Below are 19,843 nucleotides of genomic sequence, written 5' to 3' on the forward strand. Positions count from 1 at the left end.
TTGAAAGGAAGGGCCCGGTAACGGCTGCCGTCAACTATTGAGGTGTTTGGCAATCATGGCCATTACCAGATTCGGATCGTAGGGTTTCAGGAGGAAGTCGTCAGCGCCAGCCTTGAAGCTCTTCTCCTCGAATTCCACCTGCCCCTTGGCCGTCAGCATGATGATCACAATATCCCGGGTATCGGCATTCTGCTTGATCTCCTGACAGACCTCATAACCGTTCTTGTTCGGCATATTGATATCGAGAAAAATGATATCCGGTTTCTCCTGGGAGACCATTTCCAGGGCCTCCTCACCGTCGGTTGCCGTCGAGCAATCGAAGCCTTCCTTTTCCAGCATAAAGGCCAGAGAACGGGAGATATAAAATTCGTCGTCAACGATCATGATCTTTGCGGTCATCTGCACATCCTGAGTATCGGCACTCATCGGGATAACTCCTTTGACTTCCTGACACAGACTGAAAGTAATATTAATCTATTACAAGCTCGGGTAAATGTCAATTATTTATTTAAGTAGTCATGACACTTTCGGCCTTCTGCCTACAGATCGGAGTCCGCAAAAAGGCATCCACCACCTCCGGCGAAAACTGCGTCCCGCTGCACCGTTTCAACTCTTCCACGGCAAACTCATGGCCCGGCCCCTTTCGGTAGGGCCGGTCCGAGGTAATCGCATCATAGGTGTCGGCCACGGCAAGGATACGGGCCAGCAGGGGGATCGCGTCCCCCGTCAATCCTTCCGGATATCCTTGCCCGTCATACCGTTCATGGTGATACTTCATTCCCGGCAGGATGACTTCCATCTCCCGGATGTGCTCCACGATCTTTACCCCGCAAAGGGGATGAGTTTTCATAATTTCGAATTCCTCACGGGTGAGCCGATCCGGTTTGTTCAGAATCGATTCCGGAATGGCGATCTTGCCGATATCATGCAAAATGGCGGTCCGCTCCAGTATTCCCATTTCCTCGGCGGACAGATTCATCTCCTGCCCGATAAGCCCGGCATAATAGGCAACCTTCCGGGAGTGGTTATGTGTATAGGGGTCCTTGGCATCAACGGCGGCGGCAAGAGCCATGATGGTATTGAGAAAGAGCGCCTTCTGGTCGGCAATCAGTTTGGCGTTTTCCACGGCATTGGCGACCTGGTTCCCCAGGGTCGTCAGCAGATCCTGATCCTCCTCGCCGAACCGTTCTCCGGCTCGTTTGTTTACCACGGCAATCGTCCCGATCGTCTTCCCCTTACTCACAAAGGGAACCCCGAGAAGGTTCTCAATATGCACGCGTCCCTGTTCTCCGAAATCGAGGTTAAGTGCCTCTGCCTGAGGCTGCTCCAGGACGACCGGTTTTCCGGAGAGCAGGATCCTATCGAAGAACCCCTGCGTTTTGTCATCCTCCCCAAGATCACGCACGGCCGGGGATTCGGAAAGCAGCCGATGCCGATCCGGCGGTGACGCAACCGTCCCGGGATCTTCGGGACAATAAACCACCGCTGCTTCGGCATTGGTCAGGGTTTTTGCATAATCGCGAATCTTTGCAAAGAGCTTTTCCAGATCAAGTGTGGCGTTAATGGAAAGAGCAATCTTGTTGAGCTGGTCGATAAAAACCGCCCGTTTTTCCAAATCTTCATAGGTCTGCATTAACTCCTGGAGTGTCTTATTCAGTTTTTCCTCGGAATGGGTCAACTCCTTGAGGACCTGGGCATTGGCAATCACCACGGCGGCCTGCGACGTCAGAGCATTCAGGAGCTTCAGATCATTCGACTTGAAACTCTCCGCCGCCAGCTTGTCGGAAAGGTTTAGGACCCCCAGAATCCGTTTTTCATGCTCCCCCCGCACCGTCTGAAGGGGGAGCGAGATGAACGATCCGGTCTTGTAGTTCCCTTTGGAAAAAGCAGAGAGTTCAGGATGACTCCGAATGTCCTCCACGATCAGGGGCTTGCCGCTTTCTATCACCTTGCTACAGAGAGTGTCGGCAACATCAAAGGTCTCGGAATCAAGATTATCTCGGGAAAAGCCGTACGCCGCTGCAACATGAAAATATTTGGCCTCCTTGTCCAGGAGCAATACCGAACCACGCTCCGCATGGGTGATGGCAACAGCCTGATGGAGGATAATCGATGCCACACGGTTCACGTCCTGAATATTCCCCAGTGCATCGGCCACCCGGTAAAGCATGTTGATGATCTGGTAGTTGTCCAGCACTTCACGGGAGAAGCTTTCGATCTCCGCCTGGTTCTGAAGATATTCCCGAAGGACATCATGCAGGTGCCGCACCGCCTGCTCCGCACGAGACGGGTCCTCCGCGTACCCCTGAACCAGGAGAAGCGGTGTACTCCCGATTCGAAGTTCCGTTGATGCCGCCGGTGCCGGGAGAGCCGCCGGATGAACGGCCCGTGAATTCAGAAGCCTTTCATCGGTCGGAAGGTAGTAAACCTGCAGAATGACGGAGGCAATCGACCCGACTTGTTCAAGAAGGGACGAGATATGCTCTTTGATTTTCTTGTTCCAGGGAATTCGTATGCCCTGATTGTACATCATCAACACTCCGTACTTGTTCGGAACCGACCATCGATCGGGGCGATACCGGGAACCTTTCAAGTTTTTACGGATGGCTCATTTCCACGATCGTCGCCTTCGATTCTTCCACCATCCGGATCGTGTATGCAAGATGTTCTTCCGTCAAGTCAAGATCCCCCAACAGGTCGTCCTCAATAACGGGTTCGCAGGGATTCCCACCGTTCCCGATTCCCATCCGCCGGATGGTCAGATCGGCCAGAGTCAAAAGCTTTGCCAGCGGATCGGTGGTATCTCCGGGAAAATGATGGTCCTGAATGGCCCTTACAAAGATGTCCGGCAGACCCCAGGTCTCAACCAGCCACGCCCCGGCATCAGCATGATCCAGCCCTAAAACTTCCCGTTCAATCTGCCGGATCTCGGTCTGTTTGTCCCGGGCAATTTCGAGGATATTATTGTAGTTCAGATCCAGCAGTTTAATCAGCACCATCTTTCCGATGTCATGGAGCAACCCTCCCAAAAAGGCCGGTCCACGGTCACAACGATGGCTGATTTGGGCAAACCGGTCCGCTGCAAAACCAACCGCAAAAGAGTGAAGATAAATCGCATTAACCCGGGTCGATAACGGGCTGTAGGGGTCATGGAAACAGGAGAAGACGGAAAGTCCGATGGTGATATTTTTCACGGCGTTGAACCCAATGAGGGAGATCGCACTACCCAGATCGACGACATGCCGCTGAAATCCATAGTAGGGTGAGTTCGCGAAGGCGACTACCTTGGCGGAGATTGGAGGATCATGGATAATGGCCATTTCCAGATCCCTCGCCGTGGCATCGGGATCATCGGTAACGGTCAAAACATTTCCGAGAATACCGGGCAGCGTCGGCAATTGATCGATTTTTTCGACCAACAGCTTGATTTTGTCCGGGGCGTGACACGGGATGTGACCCATTGTCTCCACGTTCATCCTCCTGCCGCAAGCATTCCGGAATTCATGACTGCGACCCAATCAATATCAAATCAGGGGAAAATCAATGCGGTACCTGATTTACTATCGGCCGAACGGAAAAAGTTCTTTAACGAAAAAACGTATAAATATAGATGTTTCTTCCGGGACGGACATAAAACACCTAAAAACAGGGCTATTGCCGGGGAAAGGGCCGGAACATACTTCTTCTCCAAAACCGACCATAAAAAACCCGCTCCGAAGAGTTGAATACGCCATAACCCCTTAAAAAACAAAGCCTCTTGACAAACAGACCCGCTCCATCTATAATTTTTTATAGGTAGAAAAAGAAAAGATTCGGACATCATCGTCGCCGATACCTCCAAACCCCGAAACAAAGGAGAGACCATGAAAAGAGTACTTCGAAGGATCATGCTGGGGACCTTCCTTGTTTTCCTGTGCGCCATCCTCGGTACTGCAGCCACGGTCTTCGGTGCAAACGGCCGGGTCCACAACGTTGTCAAGGGAGATACCCTGTGGGATGTGACACAGCAGTATCTGGACAATCCTTTTTTTTGGCCGAAAGTTTGGCAGTACAATCCCCAGATCAAAAACCCCCATTTGATTTATCCCGGCGAGGAAGTCCGGATTCCCTCCCCGGAGGAGCTGGCCAACATAGGGACGGCTACGGTTTCCACCCCCAAGCCCCAAATCGAAGCTCCCCGAACAGTCGTCGGCCGGCATATTGTGGAACGAGGTCTCTTTGAGTCGGCCGGTTTTATCCTCCCGGCCGACCAGAAAGATTGGCCGGGAGCCATCGTCTCCACGTGGGAAGAAAAAACCTTGCTCGTCGCACGGGACGTGGTGGAAATAAACCGGGGGAAATCCGACGGGGTCAACGAGGGGGAGCTCTTTCAGATCATTCGAATCGGAAACGAGACTGTCCATCCGAAAACGCATAAGAAAATGGGCAGACAGGTCACGATACAGGGGATCCTGAAAATCAATTCCGTCGGTCAAAAAATTTCCAAGGCAACAATCATCAAGTCTTACAACCCCATCCGGGTGGGAGACAGGATCCGGCCTTACCATCCCATGCCCCTGGTCGGGACCGAGGACCTGACGACGGAAGACAAGAGTATCGGAGGGGTCATCGTCATGAACACCCGGGGCAAAGCAAACCTGGCCTCACGGGATACGGTCTACCTTGATGTAGGATCCAAAGATGACGTCCTTCCCGGAGACCGCTTTCTCATCTACCGTGACGGCATCCCCTTCCAGGTCAGTGCGAAGAATGCCGCCGGGATTGAACCGGCCGATTATCCCCCGGACATTATGGGAGAATTAGTGGTCCTGAACACCATGGACCAGACCTCGACTGCAGTAATTGTGGAAGAACTCTATGAGATCAAACCGGGCGACCGGATCAAGTACATTCCCCGTTCTCTACCTTCAATCAAAAAATACAATATCGACTGAGACCCTCGTCCCCGGAGAAAAATCTGTTTGCAGAATGTATTCTCCAAAAGCCCCGCCTGAAGGCGGGGCTTTTTATTCCATGAAGGCTCCGGCCAGGGCTAAAAACCGGACCGTTTCCGCTCCCGCATTCTTCAAAGTTCGCGCACACTCCTGCGCCGTTGCACCGGTGGTCAAGACATCATCGACAATGAGCAGATGCCGTCCACGGATCGCTTCCCCCGAAAGAACGGTAAAACAGCCCCGGATATTACGTCTCCGCTCCTTTGGATGAAGGCCGACCTGCGGCCGCCCGCCTTTCAGACGAACGAGTTGCCCCAGGAGCAAAGGAACAGAGAGCCCTTCCGACACCGCCCGCGCCAACACCGTGGCCTGGTTGAAACCACGGTTGCGAAGACGTGACGAATGAAGCGGGACCGGCAGAACACCCTCCACCTCCGTAAGCGCCGGCAGCAGCTCTTTCAGCCGGAAATCGATCAGCCCGCGGCCCAGTTTCCAGTATCCGGAATATTTAAATAGGTGAACCGCCTCCCGCAGGGCCCCCTGAAACAGGAAGAGGGTTTGAACGGCATCGAGGAGAGGCGGACCGGGGCGGCACTCCCCGCAACGAAAACGCGGATTCATTTCGAGGAGAGAAGGTTCCGGCAGAAGCCGTCCGCAGGTAGGACAGCGGGGGCCTTCCACCCTGCGAAGAGAAGAGATACATTTTTCACAAAGAGGAACCCCCGAGGCGGATTTTTCCCCCTCCCCGCAGAGGGGGCACCGGGGGGGCAGGAGCAGATTGAGAAAGACCCGGGCACTCCGGATCATGGGTGCCGCAACGGCAGCCGGTCTTTCAATGCGCGTTCTCATCCAGGATCAGACTCCGTCCGGTCATTTCGGGAGGCTGTGGAATTCCGAGCAGTTCCAGCAGGGTCGGTGCAATATCGGCCAGGATTCCGTTTCCTCGAAGATGAATACCTTTTCGGGTGAGAACCAGCGGCACCGGGTTTACGGTATGGGCCGTAAAAGGCTCGGAACTCCCCGGTTCCCGCATCATTTCACAATTCCCGTGATCCGACGTAATCAGGAGCGTCCCTTCCTTACGATCCAGAACTTCAAAGATCCGGCCGACACAACGGTCGACGGCCTCCACGGCCGAAACGGCGGCCTCATAAACCCCGGTATGTCCCACCATATCCCCATTGGCAAAGTTGAGAATGATCACATCGAAGGCATCCTCTTTGATTCCCCGGATCACGGCATCGGTGACCTCGGGGGCACTCATCTCCGGTTTCTCGTCATAGGTGGCAACTTCACGGGGAGACGGGATCAGGATCCGTTCTTCACCGGGATACTTCTTCTCCTCTCCACCGTTGAAGAAGAAGGTCACATGAGCGTACTTCTCCGTTTCCGCGATCCGAAGCTGCCGAAGGCCCTGCCGGCTGATCACCTCGGCAAATATATTCTTCAGGGAATGAGGCGGAAACGCCACGGGCAGGGAAAAAGTTTCGTCATACTCGGTCATGCAGACAAAAGACGCAAGATCGATGTGCTTCCGAGCGAATCCTGAAAAGGTCTCTTCCGTGAAAGCCCGGGTGATCTCCCGGGCGCGGTCGGAGCGGAAGTTAAAAAAGATGATCCCGTCCCCGTCCCGAATGACGGCGGGAGCTTCACCCGGAGGAACGATACTCATGGGCGGAACAAATTCGTCGGTGTTCCCATCCCGGTAGGAAGCGGAGACGGCCTCTTCAACAGAGGTCCGGCAGGAACCGCCCTCCACCATGGTCCGATAGGCCTTCTCGACCCGGTCCCAGCGGGAATCCCGGTCCATGGCGTAGTAGCGCCCCATCACCGTTGCAAAACGTCCGACGCCCTTTTCCCGCAGAAAGGATTCCACCTTCCGGAGATAACCGACACCACTGGTGGGGGGGGTGTCACGGCCATCGAGGAAGGCATGGAGACAAACCTTGGAAAGCCCCCGGTCGGCGGCAAGGGTGACCAATGCCTTCAGGTGGTCAAGATGACTGTGAACACCGCCGTCCGACACCAGTCCCATGAGATGAAGGACCGAACCCCGTTTTTTTACGGTTTCACAGATCCGGGAAAAAGCGGAATTGGAGAAGAAATTCCCATTTTCAATCGCCCGGGTGATCCTTGTAAAATCCTGATAGACGATCCGACCGGCACCAAGGTTCTGATGACCGACCTCGGAATTTCCCATCTGGCCGGGGGGGAGCCCGACATCAAGGCCGGAGGCCCCCATCAGGGTGTGGGGATACTCCCGGAACAACCGGTCAAGTACCGGCGTTTCAGCCTTCCGGACGGCATTGTAGTCGGTGGATTCCCGGTAACCCCAGCCATCGAGAATCATGAGCATCAGCGGAGTCGTGCTGTTGACCGGATGTTCAGGCATGAGGAACCCGCGTACTCCGTCCGGCCGGCAATTCCGGGCGGGAAAGAGAAATAGAAAATCCCTTCAGCGAGCCGCAGGCATCGCAACGGGGCGTCCATTTCTTCCGCTCATGGCCACAATCCTCACAGGCATAAGGCGCGAAAACAGGCCGCACAAAATTCACGGAGTGCTTGAATTCTTCAATCGCCTCCGAAAGCCTCCCCCGCTTTGTATAGATATCCCCCAGGATCTGATGCAGGATGGGGGACTGCACACCCTGCCGGGAAAGCCCTTCGAAAACCTCCAGGGCATCATCAATCATCTCCAGGCGATAGTAAAATTTCCCCAAGAGAAACTTGTAGACCGGACTGTCGGGAAAACGGGAGACCGCCTGCTTGTAGATCTTGATAATCCCTGCCGGATCTTCGTGTTTTCGATAGAATTCATCGAACTCTTCCAGAAAGACGACGGCACCGGTCTCCCGGAATCCTTTCTTCCAGACCTTGAGTGCCTCGTCGTCCTTTCCCTCTCTTCGGTAAAGATCCCCTAATTCAAGGTAGGCCGCAACAAAGGTCTTGTCCGCCTTGATCAATTCCATATACCCCTTCAGCAATCGATCGGACTCGCGTTCGGGATCGAGCCGCTTTAACCGCATCAACTGATAATAATGAAGACGTTTCTGCTCGTCGACGTCCTTTTTCAAGCCCCAGTAGCCTTTCTGCAATTCCCAGACCTTCTCCCAGGCCTGCTCCCGCTCGTAGTAAGCACGTAATTTATGGAATGCACTCACATTCCGGGGATCGATCTTCAGGATCATCCGGTAAATCTCCGCGGCCTCTTCAAACCGGTCGCACCGTCGCAGGTCCTTGGCCAAGGCAAAAAGAATGATCAGGTTTCGCGGAGACAGGGCGCGGGCCTTGCCGTGATACCGGATGGCCTCCTTGAAATTCCCGTTGTAACGGCAGACCTCGCCGATCCGCAGAAGAACATCCACATTCTCCGGTTCCCATTCAAGGATCTTTTTGAAACTCTTCAGGGCCTCCTCCCGCTTTTTGCTGAGCAGATCATTCACTCCCCGTCGATAGAGATCCATGATCTTCTCTTTCTTCTTTAATCGCCCCTGTTCCCGCCAACCGATCACACTGCGGCGGGTATCCCGAAGGGCCACCCCGATCATGACGAGAAAGGCCCCCAACCCCATGGAGCTGAGAATAAGCAGGCTGGTATAGATCGGGAAGGTCACGCCCGGCGCCGGATGAAACTGGATCGTCGCCGGATTCAGACTGGAAAGATAAAGCATGGCGATGATCAGAAAGAACATTCCGATGAACAGGCGGGTAAACATCTCTTCTCCTTTTTTTCTGAGTGCCCTATTTCCGAATCCGGTGCGTCACACTATTTACGAACAGGACCTCTTACCGGTGATACCGTTTTCCCTTCAGAATGGTGAATCCCCGGTAGATCTGTTCCAGAAGGATCAGGCGGGCCAATTCATGTGTCAAGGTCATCTGCGACAGAGAAAGCCTCCGGTCGGCCCTCGACCGCACCTCCGGGGAAAGACCTTCGGCGCCGCCGATTACAAAGGTCAGACTCCGCCCCGGACGGCGCAACTCGTTCTCCAGAAATTCGGCAAAACCCTCCGAGGAGATCTCCTCCCCGGCCACATCAAGGACGCAGACCCGGTCACGAGGATCAAGAACCTTCAGAATCCGCTCTCCCTCCAACCGGATAACCCGGAGAATTTCCGCCCCTTTCCCGGCCTTGACTTCTTTTAAGCGGACCTCTTCGAGGAGGTGGTAGCGCCGGATCCGCTTCAGGAAACGCCCGGCACCGATCCGCACGAACTCATCCTCTCCCTTGCCGATGGAGACGAGACGAATCTTCACGGCAAAATCCGGCGGTTCTTACTCTTCTCTTCCACGCCTCCTATGCCTCCGTTGAGGCGTCCGCCCGGAAGTCCTCCGGAGTCAGACGCGGGGCATCTCCCCAGAGCCGTTCCAGGTTGTAATATGTCCGGGTCTCTTCCAGAAAGACGTGGACGAGTGTATTCCCGTAGTCCATAAGGATCCATCTCCCCTCGGCCTCTCCCTCGATATGGTCCGGCTCCACCTTGTGACGGGAGAGTGTCTCTTCAATCTCTTCAGCGATTGCCTTGACCTGCCGGGTGGAAGTCCCGCTCATGATGACGAAATAATCGGCAAAAACCGTGATGGCGGACAGATCCAGAATTTCGAGATCAAGAGCTTTCTTCTCCAGACCCGCCCCGGCACTGAGCCCTGCGATACGTTGACTGTCGATGAGAATCCCTCACTACGGAAATGCGTGACGGTGCGGATGCACTCCCTGGTGTCCATCCGGCATTGCAGTCACTGCGATTGGATATACAAATGATGCAAAAGTATATACGATTCAACAGGCTCCGGCAAGAGGTATTTCACCGAACGACCCCCGGCAAGGGCGGTCCGAATCTTCGTGGAGGAGATCGCCAGAAGAGGAACCTCGGCAAAAAAGAGGGTATGCCCTCCGGGAAGGGCCGCCTGTGATACACCTTCGTTGGAAGAAATCCCGAAGGTGCCGGCAAGGACGCGGGAGGCCTCGGCAAAGGAAAACCCGGGGCGGGAATTGACAATGAAATGGCAGAGCCGGAGCAGCCGTTCGGGTCGATGCCAGGTCGCAAGATCGAGAAAGGCATCGATCCCCAGGATGAAATAAAGTTCCCCCCCCTCCCCCAGGGAGTGTCGCAGGGCTTCAACGGTCTGCACGGAGTAGGAGGTCCCCTGACGGTCAATCTCGACCGTGGAAAGTTCAAAAGCTGGATTCCCCGCAATCGCCAGGCGGACCATGGCCGTCCGGTGTTCCGTACCGATCAGTCCGGGAGAGGGCTTGTGCGGGGGACGGGCGGAGGGAACAAAGAGGATCCGGTCCAGTGCAAAATCCTGGTGAAGGGTTTCCGCCGTTATCAGGTGACCGATATGAACGGGATTGAAGGTCCCGCCGAAAATACCGACCCGCATATTTTTTCCCTCCGGAAAAAAATATAATAAAAACCTCGTTGCAAGAGCAAAACCATTAAAGGACCATCTATTCCCGGGTCTGGCCGTCACCTAAGATGATATACTTGTAGATCGTCAATTCTTCCAGGCCCACCGGCCCCCGGGCATGGAGCCGGTTCGTGCTGATTCCGATTTCCGCGCCGAAACCGAACTCGAAACCGTCGGTAAACCGGGTCGAGGCATTCACGTAGACGGCCGAAGCATCCACCTCGGCAAGGAACCTTCTCGCCCGGCGATAATCTTTCGTGACGATCGCCTCGGAATGCTCCGACCCGTACCGGGTAATATGCTCCACCGCCTGGGTCATGGAATCGACGACACGGATCGAGAGGATCAGGTCGTTGTACTCCGTCGTCCAGTCCGCCTCCGTCGCCTCCCTGCAACCTTTGATCCGCTTTTGCGTCTCGGGACAACCCCGGATCTCGACTCCGGCAGCAGCAAGATCGCTGCCGATTTCAGGCAGGAAAGTGTCGGCCACTTTTCTGTGAACGAGGAGGGTCTCCATGGCATTGCAGACGCCGGGACGCTGGCACTTGGCATTCAGGGCAATCCGGCGGGCCATCTCGAGATCGGCGTCGGAATCGATATAGGTGTGGCAAACCCCCTTGTCGTGCTTGATCACGGGGATGGTGGAATGCTCGCAGACGGTCCGGATCAGCCCCTCGCCTCCCCGGGGGATAATCAGATCAATGTATCGGTCCATCTTCAGCATCTGCATGACGGCCTCCCGGTCGGGGACATCGATGAACTGGACGGTCCCCTCCGGCACCCCGGCATCCACGGCCGAATCGGAGAGGATCCGGGCAATGACGGAATTGGAATGAATCGCCTCGGAGCCTCCCCGAAGGACCACGGCATTGCCCGCCTTCAGGCAGAGCCCGGCGGCATCGGCGGTGACGTTGGGACGCGATTCATAGATGATGCCGATCACCCCGATGGGGACGCGGATCTTGCCGATCCGGAGATCGTTCGGCCGCTTCCACATCCGCAGCACCTCTCCCACCGGATCGGGGAGCGCCGCCACCTGCCGCAATCCTTCCGCCATTCCGGCGATCCGGGCATCGTTCAGCTCCAAACGGTCGAGGAGAGCCGCGGTCAGCCCCTTCTCCCGGCCAGCGGCAAGGTCTTTCGCATTCTCCTGCTTCAACAACGCGCTCTCCGCCACCAGCCGGTCGGCCATCCGCAGGAGTGCCTTGTTCTTGATCGCCGAACCCAGACGCGCAAGCCCCCGGGAGGCATTTTTGGCCCCGGTGACCTTCTTTTCCACCTGTTCCCTGATTTCCATCGTTTTCTCCCCTGTTGCAGGAGTCCCTCCGGTCGGTCCCCTTAACCGGCAGGAACCCGCAGAACAACCAGATCGTTACGGTGAATCACTTCATCATAATACTTGTAGCCGAGGATCTCTTCAATCTCCCGTGTCTTGTGCCCCAGGATCTTCTTAATCTCCCGGGCATGATAGTTGACCAGCCCCCGGGCCACCTCCAGCCCCTCCGGGTCAAGACAGCTCACGGGATCGCCCACCTCAAAACGGCCCTCCACGCCGGTGATGCCCGAAGGCAGCAGACTTCGTCCCTGTTTCAACAGAGCCCGGACCGCCCCGGCATCGAGGGTGAGTTTTCCCTTGGCGCTCAAGGTATAGGCAATCCAGTGCTTCCGACTGGTCAGCCGGTCCCGGCCGGCGAGAAAGAGGGTTCCGATTTGCTCACCGGAGAGGGCCGCTTTGATCACGCCCCGCTTGTGGCCGTTGACCACGAGGGTGGGAGTTCCAAAGGCGGCCGCCGTTTTTGCCGTCTTCACCTTGGAGCGCATTCCCCCGGATCCTGCGTCGTGGTAGCTCTCACCGGCCATCCGGAGGGTTTTCTCCGTCACCTTCGGAACCAGGGGGATCCGTTCCGCATGGTCATCCAGATGGGGATCTCCGGTATAGAGCCCGTCAATATCGGAGAGAATGAGAAGGAGATCGGCGCCGATCAGGTTGGTCACCAGGGCGGAGAGTCGATCGTTATCACCGAATTTCATCTCTTCCACCACGACCGTATCGTTTTCATTGATGATCGGAACCACCTGATAATGAAAGAGTGTCTCCAGGGCGTTCCGGGCGTTCAGAAAGCGTCGCCGGTGCTTCAGATCATCCGCCGTGAGAAGGATCTGCGCCACCTTCCGCCGGTGTCTTAAAAAAGCCTGCTTATAGCACCAGATCAACCGCCCCTGCCCCACGGCGGCGGCGGCCTGTTTGACGGGAATCTCGCGGGGGCGTGACTTGAGGCCGAGACGCCCCATCCCCGCCGCCACCGCCCCGGAGGAAACGATGGCAATTTCAATCTTTTTCTCCTGCAGGACCGACACCACTTCATCCACCAGTTCCACGATCCGGGCGGAATTCAGACCGCTTTCCCCCTCCGTCAGGATCGTACTGCCGATCTTGATGACGACGCGGTGAACCTTCTGCAGGATCTTTCTCCGGTCATCCATTTCCATTTTCTCCCTCCGCCGCCTCTTCCCGGCGAAGCCGGGTCACCATGGACGACAATTCCCGCAGGAGCGCCTCGATTCCTTCACCGGTCACGGAGGAGATCATCCGCAAAGGAAATCCCTGCTCGACGCAAAAGGATTTCAGGGCTGCCACGCGCATGTCTTCCTGCAGGGCATCGATCTTCGTCGCGGCGATAAGGCTCTTCTTTTGAAGCATGGAGGGGTTATACTGCTGCAATTCCTCCTGAAGCGTCAACACCGCCGCCACCGGGTCCGACGGTCCCGCGGGCGAAACATCGATCAGATAGAGCAGAACACGGCATCGCTCGACATGGCGAAGAAAAATGTCCCCCAGACCGCAGCCGTCGTGAGCCCCACGGATCAGCCCCGGGATATCGGCCACCACGAGAACATCGGAAGAATCGATCTCCACCGTACCGAGATGGGGCGTCAGGGTCGTAAAGGGATAGTCGGCAATCCTGGGGCGAGCTGAAGAAATCCTGGAGAGAAAGGTCGACTTCCCCGCGTTGGGAAAGCCCACTAATCCCACATCGGCCAGCAGCTTCAGCTCCAGAATAATCTGAAGGGTTTCCCCCTCTTCTCCGGGTTGGGAGAGGCGCGGGGTCTGGTGGGTCGAGGAGGCAAAGTGGGCATTCCCCTTTCCGCCCCGCCCGCCCCGGGCCACAATCACCGATGCACCGTCTTGTGTCAGATCGGCCAGCACCTCATCCGTTTCCTGATTCCGGATCAGGGTGCCGCAGGGAACGGAGATGACCCGGTCTTTCCCGTTCCGTCCGGTTCTCCGCTTGCCGCTCCCCGGCCGGCCGTTTTCCGCAGCATAGTTTTTCCGGTAACGATGGTCGATCAGGGTATGGATATTCCGATCCGCCCGGACCACAACATTGCCGCCCCATCCGCCGTCTCCGCCGTCCGGCCCCCCGCGGGGGACATATTTCTCCCGGCGGAAGCTGACGCATCCCGCCCCCCCGGCACCGGAGCTGACCTTCAGGCGGGCATAATCGATGAATGCCGTCTGCTTCCTTGAAATTCGGGAACGGGAGGATGACATGGCGGATCGTTGCATCCTTCTTGATTAACGACTGTGCAATAAAAAAGGGGATACGGCTTCATCCCTCTCGGAAAACCCGATCCCCTTACAACCCTCAAGCCGGTCTTTTGACTGCGAGGTCAATCAGCCGGCCGAATAGACACTGACTTTCTTCTTGTCTCTTCCCAACCGTTCAAAGGTCACCACCCCGTTGATCAGGGAAAAAAGGGTATCATCCTTACCTTTTCCCACATTATTGCCGGGATGAATCTTGGTGCCCCTCTGGCGAACCAGGATACTCCCGGCCGTAACGGACTGACCACCGAATCGCTTCACTCCCAACCGTTTGGAGTGGCTCTCTCTCCCGTTTCTGGAACTTCCACCCGCTTTTTTATGTGCCATTGTACACTCCCGTCAGGACGCAATCTGTAAGATCTTGAGGCCGGTCCGCTGCTGCCGGTGCCCCTGTTTTTTCCGGTACCCTTTACGCCGTTTCTTCTTGAATACCATGATTTTCCTGTCCCGGTCCATGGAGATCACCTCCGCCTTGACGCGGGCGCTTTCCAGATAGGGGGTTCCGGCCTGAAGCGGCTCCTCCCCACCGATCGCCACCACCCGGTCAATCTCCACCGTATCGCCGACTTCGGCCTTCAGACGCTCAACCTGGACGACATCCCCTTCGGAAACCTTGTACTGCTTTCCGCCTGTCTCAATAATTGCATATTTCATAAGCACTTTCCCTCACAACGAGAACCGTTTCGATATCGAAATGGGAAATTTAGCAAAAAGAACGCCCCCCTGTCAAGGATTTTTATGTTTTCAGGACTTTTCCGACTTTGCAGGAAGCATTTGGGCAGGGCAAAAGACAAAGCAGGAAACGAAAAACATTCAACCACGGGGAACTCGGGGAATCACGGAGAAAACAAAAGCATAAGAAAACCAGCCTGTCCCCTTTATTTCTCAAAGCATTTCTTTAAACTGTTCTACCGTCATGCCTGAGTCTTTGATCAATCGTTTAAGCAGCGGTTCTTTGAGGGACTTGTGATTGGGGACGGAAAGGGTCGCCCTAAATCCTGTCCGGGTCAGGATCATGTGGCTTCCCTTTTGGCGCTTGAAGACCCAGCCGTTCTTTTCAAAAACGCGCCGAACCTTCATGCCGGATACAGAGGGGAGTTGGGTCACACTGCTACCTCAAGGACCTCGGCATCGTCTCGATCCGACTGTGCCTGCTCGTTGAGGACCTCAAGACACCCTTCAATCGCCTCCTTGATATTGGTCATAGCTTCTTTTTTAGTCTCTCCCTGGGAATGACAGCCGGGAATGGCCGGGCAGGAGATGACATAACCTCCTTCATCGCATGGCTCTAAGACAACTTTATAGACGGACATAAGATCTCCTTTTCTCACTCTTCAAAACCCCTTCCATCTGATGCCTCTTAATTATGTAAGCATCAACCAGGGATTTGATTACCAGCTTGTCTTCTTCATCCATCTTATCCACCGCCTCAAAATTTTTCAAGAGGCTTTTGTCCCGGATCTCTGCCGACGCTGCCGGTTCCGAATCATCAAACAAAAGGTAATCCACGGAGGCATCGAAGATCCGGGCGATCTTCATGATCGCTTCAGCCCCGGGCATCACGTGGCCGTTTTCGTGTTTACCGATATGTCGTCCATGCATTCCCAGTTTCCGGCCAAGCTAATCCTTAGGCCAAACTTTCGAAAAGTTTAATGGACCGTTCGTGGTGAGCTTGTCGAACCATGAACGGAATCCGGAAAACGACTTTTTACAACACCATCGAACTTGTATTGAAACATTAATAATATAAAGTTGAGATATTGTCAAATTTTGGGACTGCTATCGGGGTTATGCGAAGTCCGATAAACGGAGAAAAACAGAACATGAGAAAGGCACGGTCAAAGACAAAGCAGGAAGCGAAAAACATTCAACCACGGGGGACTCAGGGTGTCACGGGGATAGACCAAGGGGCAAAGTGTCAAAGGCACACAGGCACAGAGTTTAAGATCAAAATCAACTGCAAAATCTGTCCGCGCACCATTTGGGGTCGCAAAAGTCAAAAGCAAATTGATCAGAAGACCGAATAAAGTGATTGACGGCACTCCTTCCGCCGATTATGGTAATCATCCGGTCCGTTTCATATGGCAATAGGGAAGAACTGCCATGGCAATTCTCTACATGCTCCTCGCTTCAGCATCCTTTACGACCATGTCGGCGCTGGTCAAAACCATTGGGCAACAGATTCCTCCTCTGGAACTGGTCTTTCTCCGCTGCTGCCTTGCCATCCCGATTCTCTATTTCATCGTCCGGCACAGAAAGCGCCCCCTCATTGTGAAGGCGAAAAAGGTCATCCTGCTGCGCTCCCTCTTCGGTACCGTGGCCATGACCGGTTTTTTCTACGCTCTGGCACATATGCCCCTGGCCGAGTGTATCTTCATCGGCCGGTCCCAACCCCTGATCCTTTCTCTCCTCGCCCCCGTCATCATCGGTGAGCGGGCGCCCCGTTCGGCCTGGTTCGCCATCCTGGCCGGGCTCATCGGGGTCGTGCTGATTATGAAACCGGCCATGGCCTGGCCCCTGGCCGCCTGGGTTGCTCTGGGTGCGGCCGCCTCCTCGGCACTGGCCCATCTTCTCGTCCGGCGGCTGAACGCAACCGACTTTCCTCTCGTCATCGTCTTTAACTTTACGATCCTGACGGCCCTCTTCACCGCCTTCGGGGTCCTTCCCTTTTTTGTTCCGCCGGCCCCGATGCAATGGATGCTCATCGCCGGGGTCGCCCTTTTCGCCAGCACGGGCCAGCTCCTCATGACCCTGGCTTACCAGAAAGACCGGGCCCCCGTCGTGGCCGCTGCGAGCTACGCATCGGTGATTCTCTCCATCGTCTACGGCTACTTCTTCTGGGGCGAGGTCCCCCAGCCTCTGGCCTGGCTCGGCGGTGGACTGATCGTGGCCGGGGGACTGTTTCTCCTCCGGGCCCGGTTCCATGTAACGGAGCCGGCCTCACCGGCGGCAACCTGAACGTTTCCCGGTCTTTCCATTGCCCAAGAGGGATTCACGGAGTTGCACAGGATCCGGCTTTGGGGTAAGATATTTTTCAATCCGTCGATGAACCGATTTTCAGATCACAGGAGGCGTTGGTGAATCATAATCTTTTTGAAGAAAAAATCGCTTCGATTACCGGGGAAGGACTCTTTTCCGACGGGATTGAGATCCTGCAGGTCAACCTGGGTCTCAAGTGCAATCAGGCCTGCAGCCATTGTCATGTTGATGCTTCTCCGCTGCGCAAGGAAGAGATGAGATGGCCGACGATGGAACGGGTCCTCGAAACGGCCGGGACCGTGCATCCCTCCGTCATCGATCTGACCGGCGGCGCGCCGGAGCTGAACCCTTTCTTTCGAAAATTCGTGACGGCCCTTCGTGCCCGGGGGCATTTCGTCCAGGTCCGCTCCAACCTGACGGTCGCGACGGAGCCGGGAATGGAGGACCTGCCGGAATTCTTCCTGAAACACGGCGTCGGTCTCGTCGCCTCTCTTCCCTGCTACCTGGAAGAGAACGTCCGCGCCCAGCGGGGTCCCGGCGTCTATGAGAAGAGTATTGCAGTCCTTCAGCGACTCAATCGGATCGGATACGGAATCGACGATGACAAGCCGCTGAACCTTGTCTATAACCCCGGCGGGGCCTTCCTTCCCCCGGAGCAGGGAAAACTGGAAGCCGACTACCGGCGGGAATTGCAGCAGCGCTTCGGAATCTCTTTCACCCATCTTCTGACCATTGCTAATATGCCGATCGGCCGGCTCGGCGGAAAACTCCGGCAGGCGCATGAGGAGCAAAAATATTTCTCCCTCCTCCGGGAGTCTTTCAACCCGGGGACGCTTTCCGGCCTGATGTGCCGACACCAGATCAGTATCGCCTGGGACGGCCGGGTCTACGATTGCGATTTCAATCTTGCTCTGGGATACCCCGTGAATCACGGCGCCCCGGACCGGATCGAGGACTTCGATAAAACCGTCCTTGAAAAAAGACGAATCGTTACCGGCAATCACTGTTTCGGCTGCACCGCCGGTTCCGGTTCCTCCTGTGCAGGAGCACTGGTCTGAAAAGAGGGCGACCCCGGAATTTCGACACAGTACGGAAGGAAGGAGAATCCCCGTGACTCATCGTTCTGAGGTCCTGCCCGAAGACCAATACAACCACACGCTCGTCGCCAATGTTCATCCCACAGACTGGATCAATCCGGAACCGGCTCCCCGGTACAATCTGGTCGTCATCGGCGGCGGCACGGCCGGCCTCGTCACGGCGGCCGGCGCCGCAGGCCTGGGCGCCAGGGTTGCCCTCATCGAGCGCAACCTCCTGGGCGGAGACTGTCTGAATGTCGGGTGTGTTCCCTCCAAATGCCTGATCCGCTCCTCCCGGGTCGCAGCCGATGTGCAAAGCGCCGCCGATTTCGGAATCCATGTCCCGGAGGGTTCCGGCGCGGACTTTGCCGCTGTCATGGAACGGATGCGAAGGCTTCGAAGCCGAATCAGTCACCACGACTCGGCGGCACGCCTCCGGGACTTGGGTGTGGATCTCTTCTTGGGAGAAGGAAGGTTCTCCGGTCCCGATACCATCGATGCGGAAGGAAAAACCCTCCGTTTCAGGAAAGCCGTCCTTGCCACCGGCGCCCGGGCCTATCACCCCCCGATCCCGGGACTTTCCGAGGCGGGGTTTCTGACCAACGAAACGGTCTTCTCCCTGACCGAACGCCCGCCCCGTCTCGTCGTCTTCGGCGCGGGTCCCTTGGGGTGCGAACTGGCACAGACCTTTCAGCGCCTCGGATCAAAGGTCACCATCATCGAGCGGGCCGCCCAGTTTCTCACCCGGGAAGACCCGGATGCGGCAAGACTCATCTCCGATGCCTTCGCCCGGGACGGAATCGACGTCCGCCTCAATACGGTAGTCGAAAAGGTCGCCCGGCGGGGAGAGGAAAAGGTGATCCACCTGAAGACCGATGGAAAAGAGGAGAAACTGATCGTCGATGAAGTTCTCGTCGGGGCGGGACGGGCACCGAACGTGGAGGGGCTGAACCTCGAGGGAGTGGGGGTCGAATACGATATCCGGCGGGGGGTAACGGTCAATGATTTTTTACAGACGACAAACCCGCGAATCTATGCGGCGGGGGACATCTGCCTTGCCTATAAATTCACCCATACCGCCGACGCCGCAGCACGGATCGTCATTCAGAATACCCTCTTTATGGGACGCAAACGGCAGAGCAGACTCACGATTCCCTGGTGTACCTATACCGACCCGGAGATCGCCCATGTGGGAATGTATGAAAAGGATGCCGCAGCGAAAGGGATCGCCGTCGACACCTTCACCCGCCTGATGAGCGAGGTCGACCGGGCGATCGCCGACGGAGAAGAGGAAGGATTTGTGAAGATTCATGTGAAAAAGGGGAGCGACAAGATTCTGGGAGCCACGATCGTCGCCCGTCATGCCGGAGAGATGATCAACGAGATTACCCTGGCCATGGTCGGCGGGATCGGCCTGTCAAAGCTGGCCAACGTCATTCACTCCTACCCCACGCAGGCGGAAGCGGTCCGGCAGACGGCCGATGCCTATAACCGGACCCGGCTGACCCCCTTCGTGAAAGGCCTCTTTTCCCGCTGGCTTGCCTGGACCCGATGAAAAATTCCTTCCGGCACTCTCCCGAAATCGGGCTTGCAAACGGAGGACAAGCAGGATATATTTGATGGTGTCGTAAAAAGTCACGCAGCCCTTCGACCCTTCGACCAGCTCAGGACAGGCGTGCTCAGGGCGAACGGTGTAAGTGATTGATATTCCGTTCGTGTGGTTCGGCAAGCTTCCGAGCATGGTGAGCTTGCCGAACCACATGCTCGGAAGCCTGTCGAACCATGAACGGAATCCGGAAAACGACTTTTTACGACTTCATCATATTTGAGTCAGT

At 56.0% G+C, this 19,843-nt stretch carries 21 protein-coding genes; 4 read left to right on the top strand and 17 right to left on the bottom strand.

The features are described 5' to 3' along the window. Positions 1–30: 30 nt before the first annotated feature. The 3 genes from GXP58_04295 to GXP58_04305 all read right to left on the bottom strand — a co-directional run bounded on the left by GXP58_04295 (position 31) and on the right by GXP58_04305 (position 3,470). A complete protein-coding gene (locus GXP58_04295; protein NOY52823.1) occupies positions 31–426 on the bottom strand; it encodes a response regulator in 396 nt (131 codons plus the stop codon). A gap of 82 nt (positions 427–508) precedes the next feature. Next, positions 509–2,533, bottom strand: coding sequence for a GAF domain-containing protein (locus GXP58_04300; protein ID NOY52824.1), 2,025 nt, complete (start codon positions 2,531–2,533; stop codon positions 509–511). Between the two features lie 64 nt (positions 2,534–2,597). Beyond that, positions 2,598–3,470 (bottom strand): HDOD domain-containing protein, encoded by an 873-nt coding sequence (locus tag GXP58_04305; GenBank protein NOY52825.1) that lies wholly within the window; start codon positions 3,468–3,470, stop codon positions 2,598–2,600. A gap of 393 nt (positions 3,471–3,863) precedes the next feature. Here GXP58_04305 and GXP58_04310 point away from each other — a divergent pair, with 393 nt between their 5' ends. Then, on the top strand, positions 3,864–4,934 hold the full coding sequence (locus GXP58_04310; GenBank protein NOY52826.1) for a LysM peptidoglycan-binding domain-containing protein: 1,071 nt from the start codon (positions 3,864–3,866) through the stop codon (positions 4,932–4,934). A 72-nt stretch (positions 4,935–5,006) separates the two neighbouring features. Here the strand turns inward: GXP58_04310 and GXP58_04315 are convergent, their stop codons facing one another. The 14 genes from GXP58_04315 to GXP58_04380 form a co-directional block, all read right to left on the bottom strand. Further along, entirely contained in the window at positions 5,007–5,783 is a 777-nt protein-coding gene (locus GXP58_04315) for a ComF family protein (GenBank protein ID NOY52827.1), read from the bottom strand. Continuing rightward, on the bottom strand, positions 5,767–7,326 hold the full coding sequence (locus GXP58_04320; GenBank protein NOY52828.1) for a 2,3-bisphosphoglycerate-independent phosphoglycerate mutase: 1,560 nt from the start codon (positions 7,324–7,326) through the stop codon (positions 5,767–5,769). Before GXP58_04320 ends, GXP58_04315 begins: the two co-directional genes overlap by 17 nt. Then, positions 7,319–8,650 (bottom strand): tetratricopeptide repeat protein, encoded by a 1,332-nt coding sequence (locus GXP58_04325; GenBank protein NOY52829.1) that lies wholly within the window; start codon positions 8,648–8,650, stop codon positions 7,319–7,321. Before GXP58_04325 ends, GXP58_04320 begins: the two co-directional genes overlap by 8 nt. Before the next feature lie 70 nt (positions 8,651–8,720). Next, positions 8,721–9,191, bottom strand: a complete 471-nt coding sequence (locus tag GXP58_04330) for a 23S rRNA (pseudouridine(1915)-N(3))-methyltransferase RlmH (GenBank protein NOY52830.1) — start codon at positions 9,189–9,191, stop codon at positions 8,721–8,723. Between the two features lie 40 nt (positions 9,192–9,231). Further along, complete coding sequence (rsfS, locus tag GXP58_04335) at positions 9,232–9,603, bottom strand: ribosome silencing factor (GenBank protein NOY52831.1); 372 nt, start codon at positions 9,601–9,603, stop codon at positions 9,232–9,234. Positions 9,604–9,671: 68 nt separating this feature from the next. Beyond that, positions 9,672–10,319, bottom strand: a complete 648-nt coding sequence (gene nadD, locus GXP58_04340; protein ID NOY52832.1) for a nicotinate-nucleotide adenylyltransferase — start codon at positions 10,317–10,319, stop codon at positions 9,672–9,674. Between the two features lie 67 nt (positions 10,320–10,386). Further along, entirely contained in the window at positions 10,387–11,643 is a 1,257-nt protein-coding gene (locus tag GXP58_04345; protein NOY52833.1) for a glutamate-5-semialdehyde dehydrogenase, read from the bottom strand. A 41-nt stretch (positions 11,644–11,684) separates the two neighbouring features. Next, positions 11,685–12,836, bottom strand: coding sequence for a glutamate 5-kinase (proB, locus tag GXP58_04350; GenBank protein NOY52834.1), 1,152 nt, complete (start codon positions 12,834–12,836; stop codon positions 11,685–11,687). Further along, positions 12,823–13,899, bottom strand: coding sequence for a GTPase ObgE (gene obgE / locus GXP58_04355; protein NOY52835.1), 1,077 nt, complete (start codon positions 13,897–13,899; stop codon positions 12,823–12,825). Before obgE ends, proB begins: the two co-directional genes overlap by 14 nt. A gap of 123 nt (positions 13,900–14,022) precedes the next feature. Further along, on the bottom strand, positions 14,023–14,280 hold the full coding sequence (gene rpmA, locus GXP58_04360) for a 50S ribosomal protein L27 (GenBank protein NOY52836.1): 258 nt from the start codon (positions 14,278–14,280) through the stop codon (positions 14,023–14,025). Between the two features lie 12 nt (positions 14,281–14,292). After that, positions 14,293–14,607 carry a 50S ribosomal protein L21 gene (gene rplU, locus GXP58_04365; GenBank protein NOY52837.1) on the bottom strand — a complete coding sequence of 105 codons (315 nt, stop codon included), beginning with the start codon at positions 14,605–14,607 and terminating at the stop codon, positions 14,293–14,295. A gap of 231 nt (positions 14,608–14,838) precedes the next feature. Next, entirely contained in the window at positions 14,839–15,060 is a 222-nt protein-coding gene (locus tag GXP58_04370; GenBank protein ID NOY52838.1) for a type II toxin-antitoxin system HicA family toxin, read from the bottom strand. Further along, entirely contained in the window at positions 15,057–15,266 is a 210-nt protein-coding gene (locus GXP58_04375; protein NOY52839.1) for a type II toxin-antitoxin system HicB family antitoxin, read from the bottom strand. The genes GXP58_04370 and GXP58_04375 overlap by 4 nt, the downstream gene beginning before the upstream one ends. Next, positions 15,253–15,555, bottom strand: a complete 303-nt coding sequence (locus GXP58_04380) for a transcriptional regulator (GenBank protein NOY52840.1) — start codon at positions 15,553–15,555, stop codon at positions 15,253–15,255. The genes GXP58_04375 and GXP58_04380 overlap by 14 nt, the downstream gene beginning before the upstream one ends. 501 nt (positions 15,556–16,056) lie before the next feature. Between GXP58_04380 and GXP58_04385 the strand changes: the two genes are divergently transcribed. The 3 genes from GXP58_04385 (at position 16,057) to GXP58_04395 (ending at position 19,563) form a co-directional block, all read left to right on the top strand. Beyond that, the gene (locus tag GXP58_04385) at positions 16,057–16,911 is read left to right on the top strand and encodes a DMT family transporter (protein NOY52841.1); all 855 of its coding nucleotides are present in this window, start codon (positions 16,057–16,059) and stop codon (positions 16,909–16,911) included. 119 nt (positions 16,912–17,030) lie between these two features. Beyond that, on the top strand, positions 17,031–17,990 hold the full coding sequence (locus tag GXP58_04390; GenBank protein NOY52842.1) for a radical SAM/Cys-rich domain protein: 960 nt from the start codon (positions 17,031–17,033) through the stop codon (positions 17,988–17,990). 46 nt (positions 17,991–18,036) lie between these two features. After that, on the top strand, positions 18,037–19,563 hold the full coding sequence (locus GXP58_04395; GenBank protein NOY52843.1) for a mercuric reductase: 1,527 nt from the start codon (positions 18,037–18,039) through the stop codon (positions 19,561–19,563). Positions 19,564–19,843 lie beyond the last annotated feature (280 nt).

The organism is Deltaproteobacteria bacterium (genome assembly GCA_013151235.1).
Taxonomy (GTDB): Bacteria; CG2-30-53-67; CG2-30-53-67; order CG2-30-53-67; family CG2-30-53-67; genus JAADIO01.

What these genes read in the sequence shown, in the direction of transcription:
- rpmA (NOY52836.1), bottom strand. Translation starts at nt 14,280, where the DNA reads ATGGCACATAAAAAAGCGGGTGGAAGTTCCAGAAACGGGAGAGAGAGC.
- GXP58_04320 (NOY52828.1), bottom strand. Translation starts at nt 7,326, where the DNA reads ATGCCTGAACATCCGGTCAACAGCACGACTCCGCTGATGCTCATGATT.
- GXP58_04385 (NOY52841.1), top strand. Translation starts at nt 16,057, where the DNA reads ATGGCAATTCTCTACATGCTCCTCGCTTCAGCATCCTTTACGACCATG.
- GXP58_04310 (NOY52826.1), top strand. Translation starts at nt 3,864, where the DNA reads ATGAAAAGAGTACTTCGAAGGATCATGCTGGGGACCTTCCTTGTTTTC.
- GXP58_04345 (NOY52833.1), bottom strand. Translation starts at nt 11,643, where the DNA reads ATGGAAATCAGGGAACAGGTGGAAAAGAAGGTCACCGGGGCCAAAAAT.
- GXP58_04315 (NOY52827.1), bottom strand. Translation starts at nt 5,783, where the DNA reads ATGAGAACGCGCATTGAAAGACCGGCTGCCGTTGCGGCACCCATGATC.
- GXP58_04325 (NOY52829.1), bottom strand. Translation starts at nt 8,650, where the DNA reads ATGTTTACCCGCCTGTTCATCGGAATGTTCTTTCTGATCATCGCCATG.
- GXP58_04380 (NOY52840.1), bottom strand. Translation starts at nt 15,555, where the DNA reads ATGCATGGACGACATATCGGTAAACACGAAAACGGCCACGTGATGCCC.
- GXP58_04375 (NOY52839.1), bottom strand. Translation starts at nt 15,266, where the DNA reads ATGTCCGTCTATAAAGTTGTCTTAGAGCCATGCGATGAAGGAGGTTAT.
- obgE (NOY52835.1), bottom strand. Translation starts at nt 13,899, where the DNA reads ATGTCATCCTCCCGTTCCCGAATTTCAAGGAAGCAGACGGCATTCATC.
- nadD (NOY52832.1), bottom strand. Translation starts at nt 10,319, where the DNA reads ATGCGGGTCGGTATTTTCGGCGGGACCTTCAATCCCGTTCATATCGGT.
- GXP58_04295 (NOY52823.1), bottom strand. Translation starts at nt 426, where the DNA reads ATGAGTGCCGATACTCAGGATGTGCAGATGACCGCAAAGATCATGATC.
- proB (NOY52834.1), bottom strand. Translation starts at nt 12,836, where the DNA reads ATGGAAATGGATGACCGGAGAAAGATCCTGCAGAAGGTTCACCGCGTC.
- GXP58_04300 (NOY52824.1), bottom strand. Translation starts at nt 2,533, where the DNA reads ATGATGTACAATCAGGGCATACGAATTCCCTGGAACAAGAAAATCAAA.
- rplU (NOY52837.1), bottom strand. Translation starts at nt 14,607, where the DNA reads ATGAAATATGCAATTATTGAGACAGGCGGAAAGCAGTACAAGGTTTCC.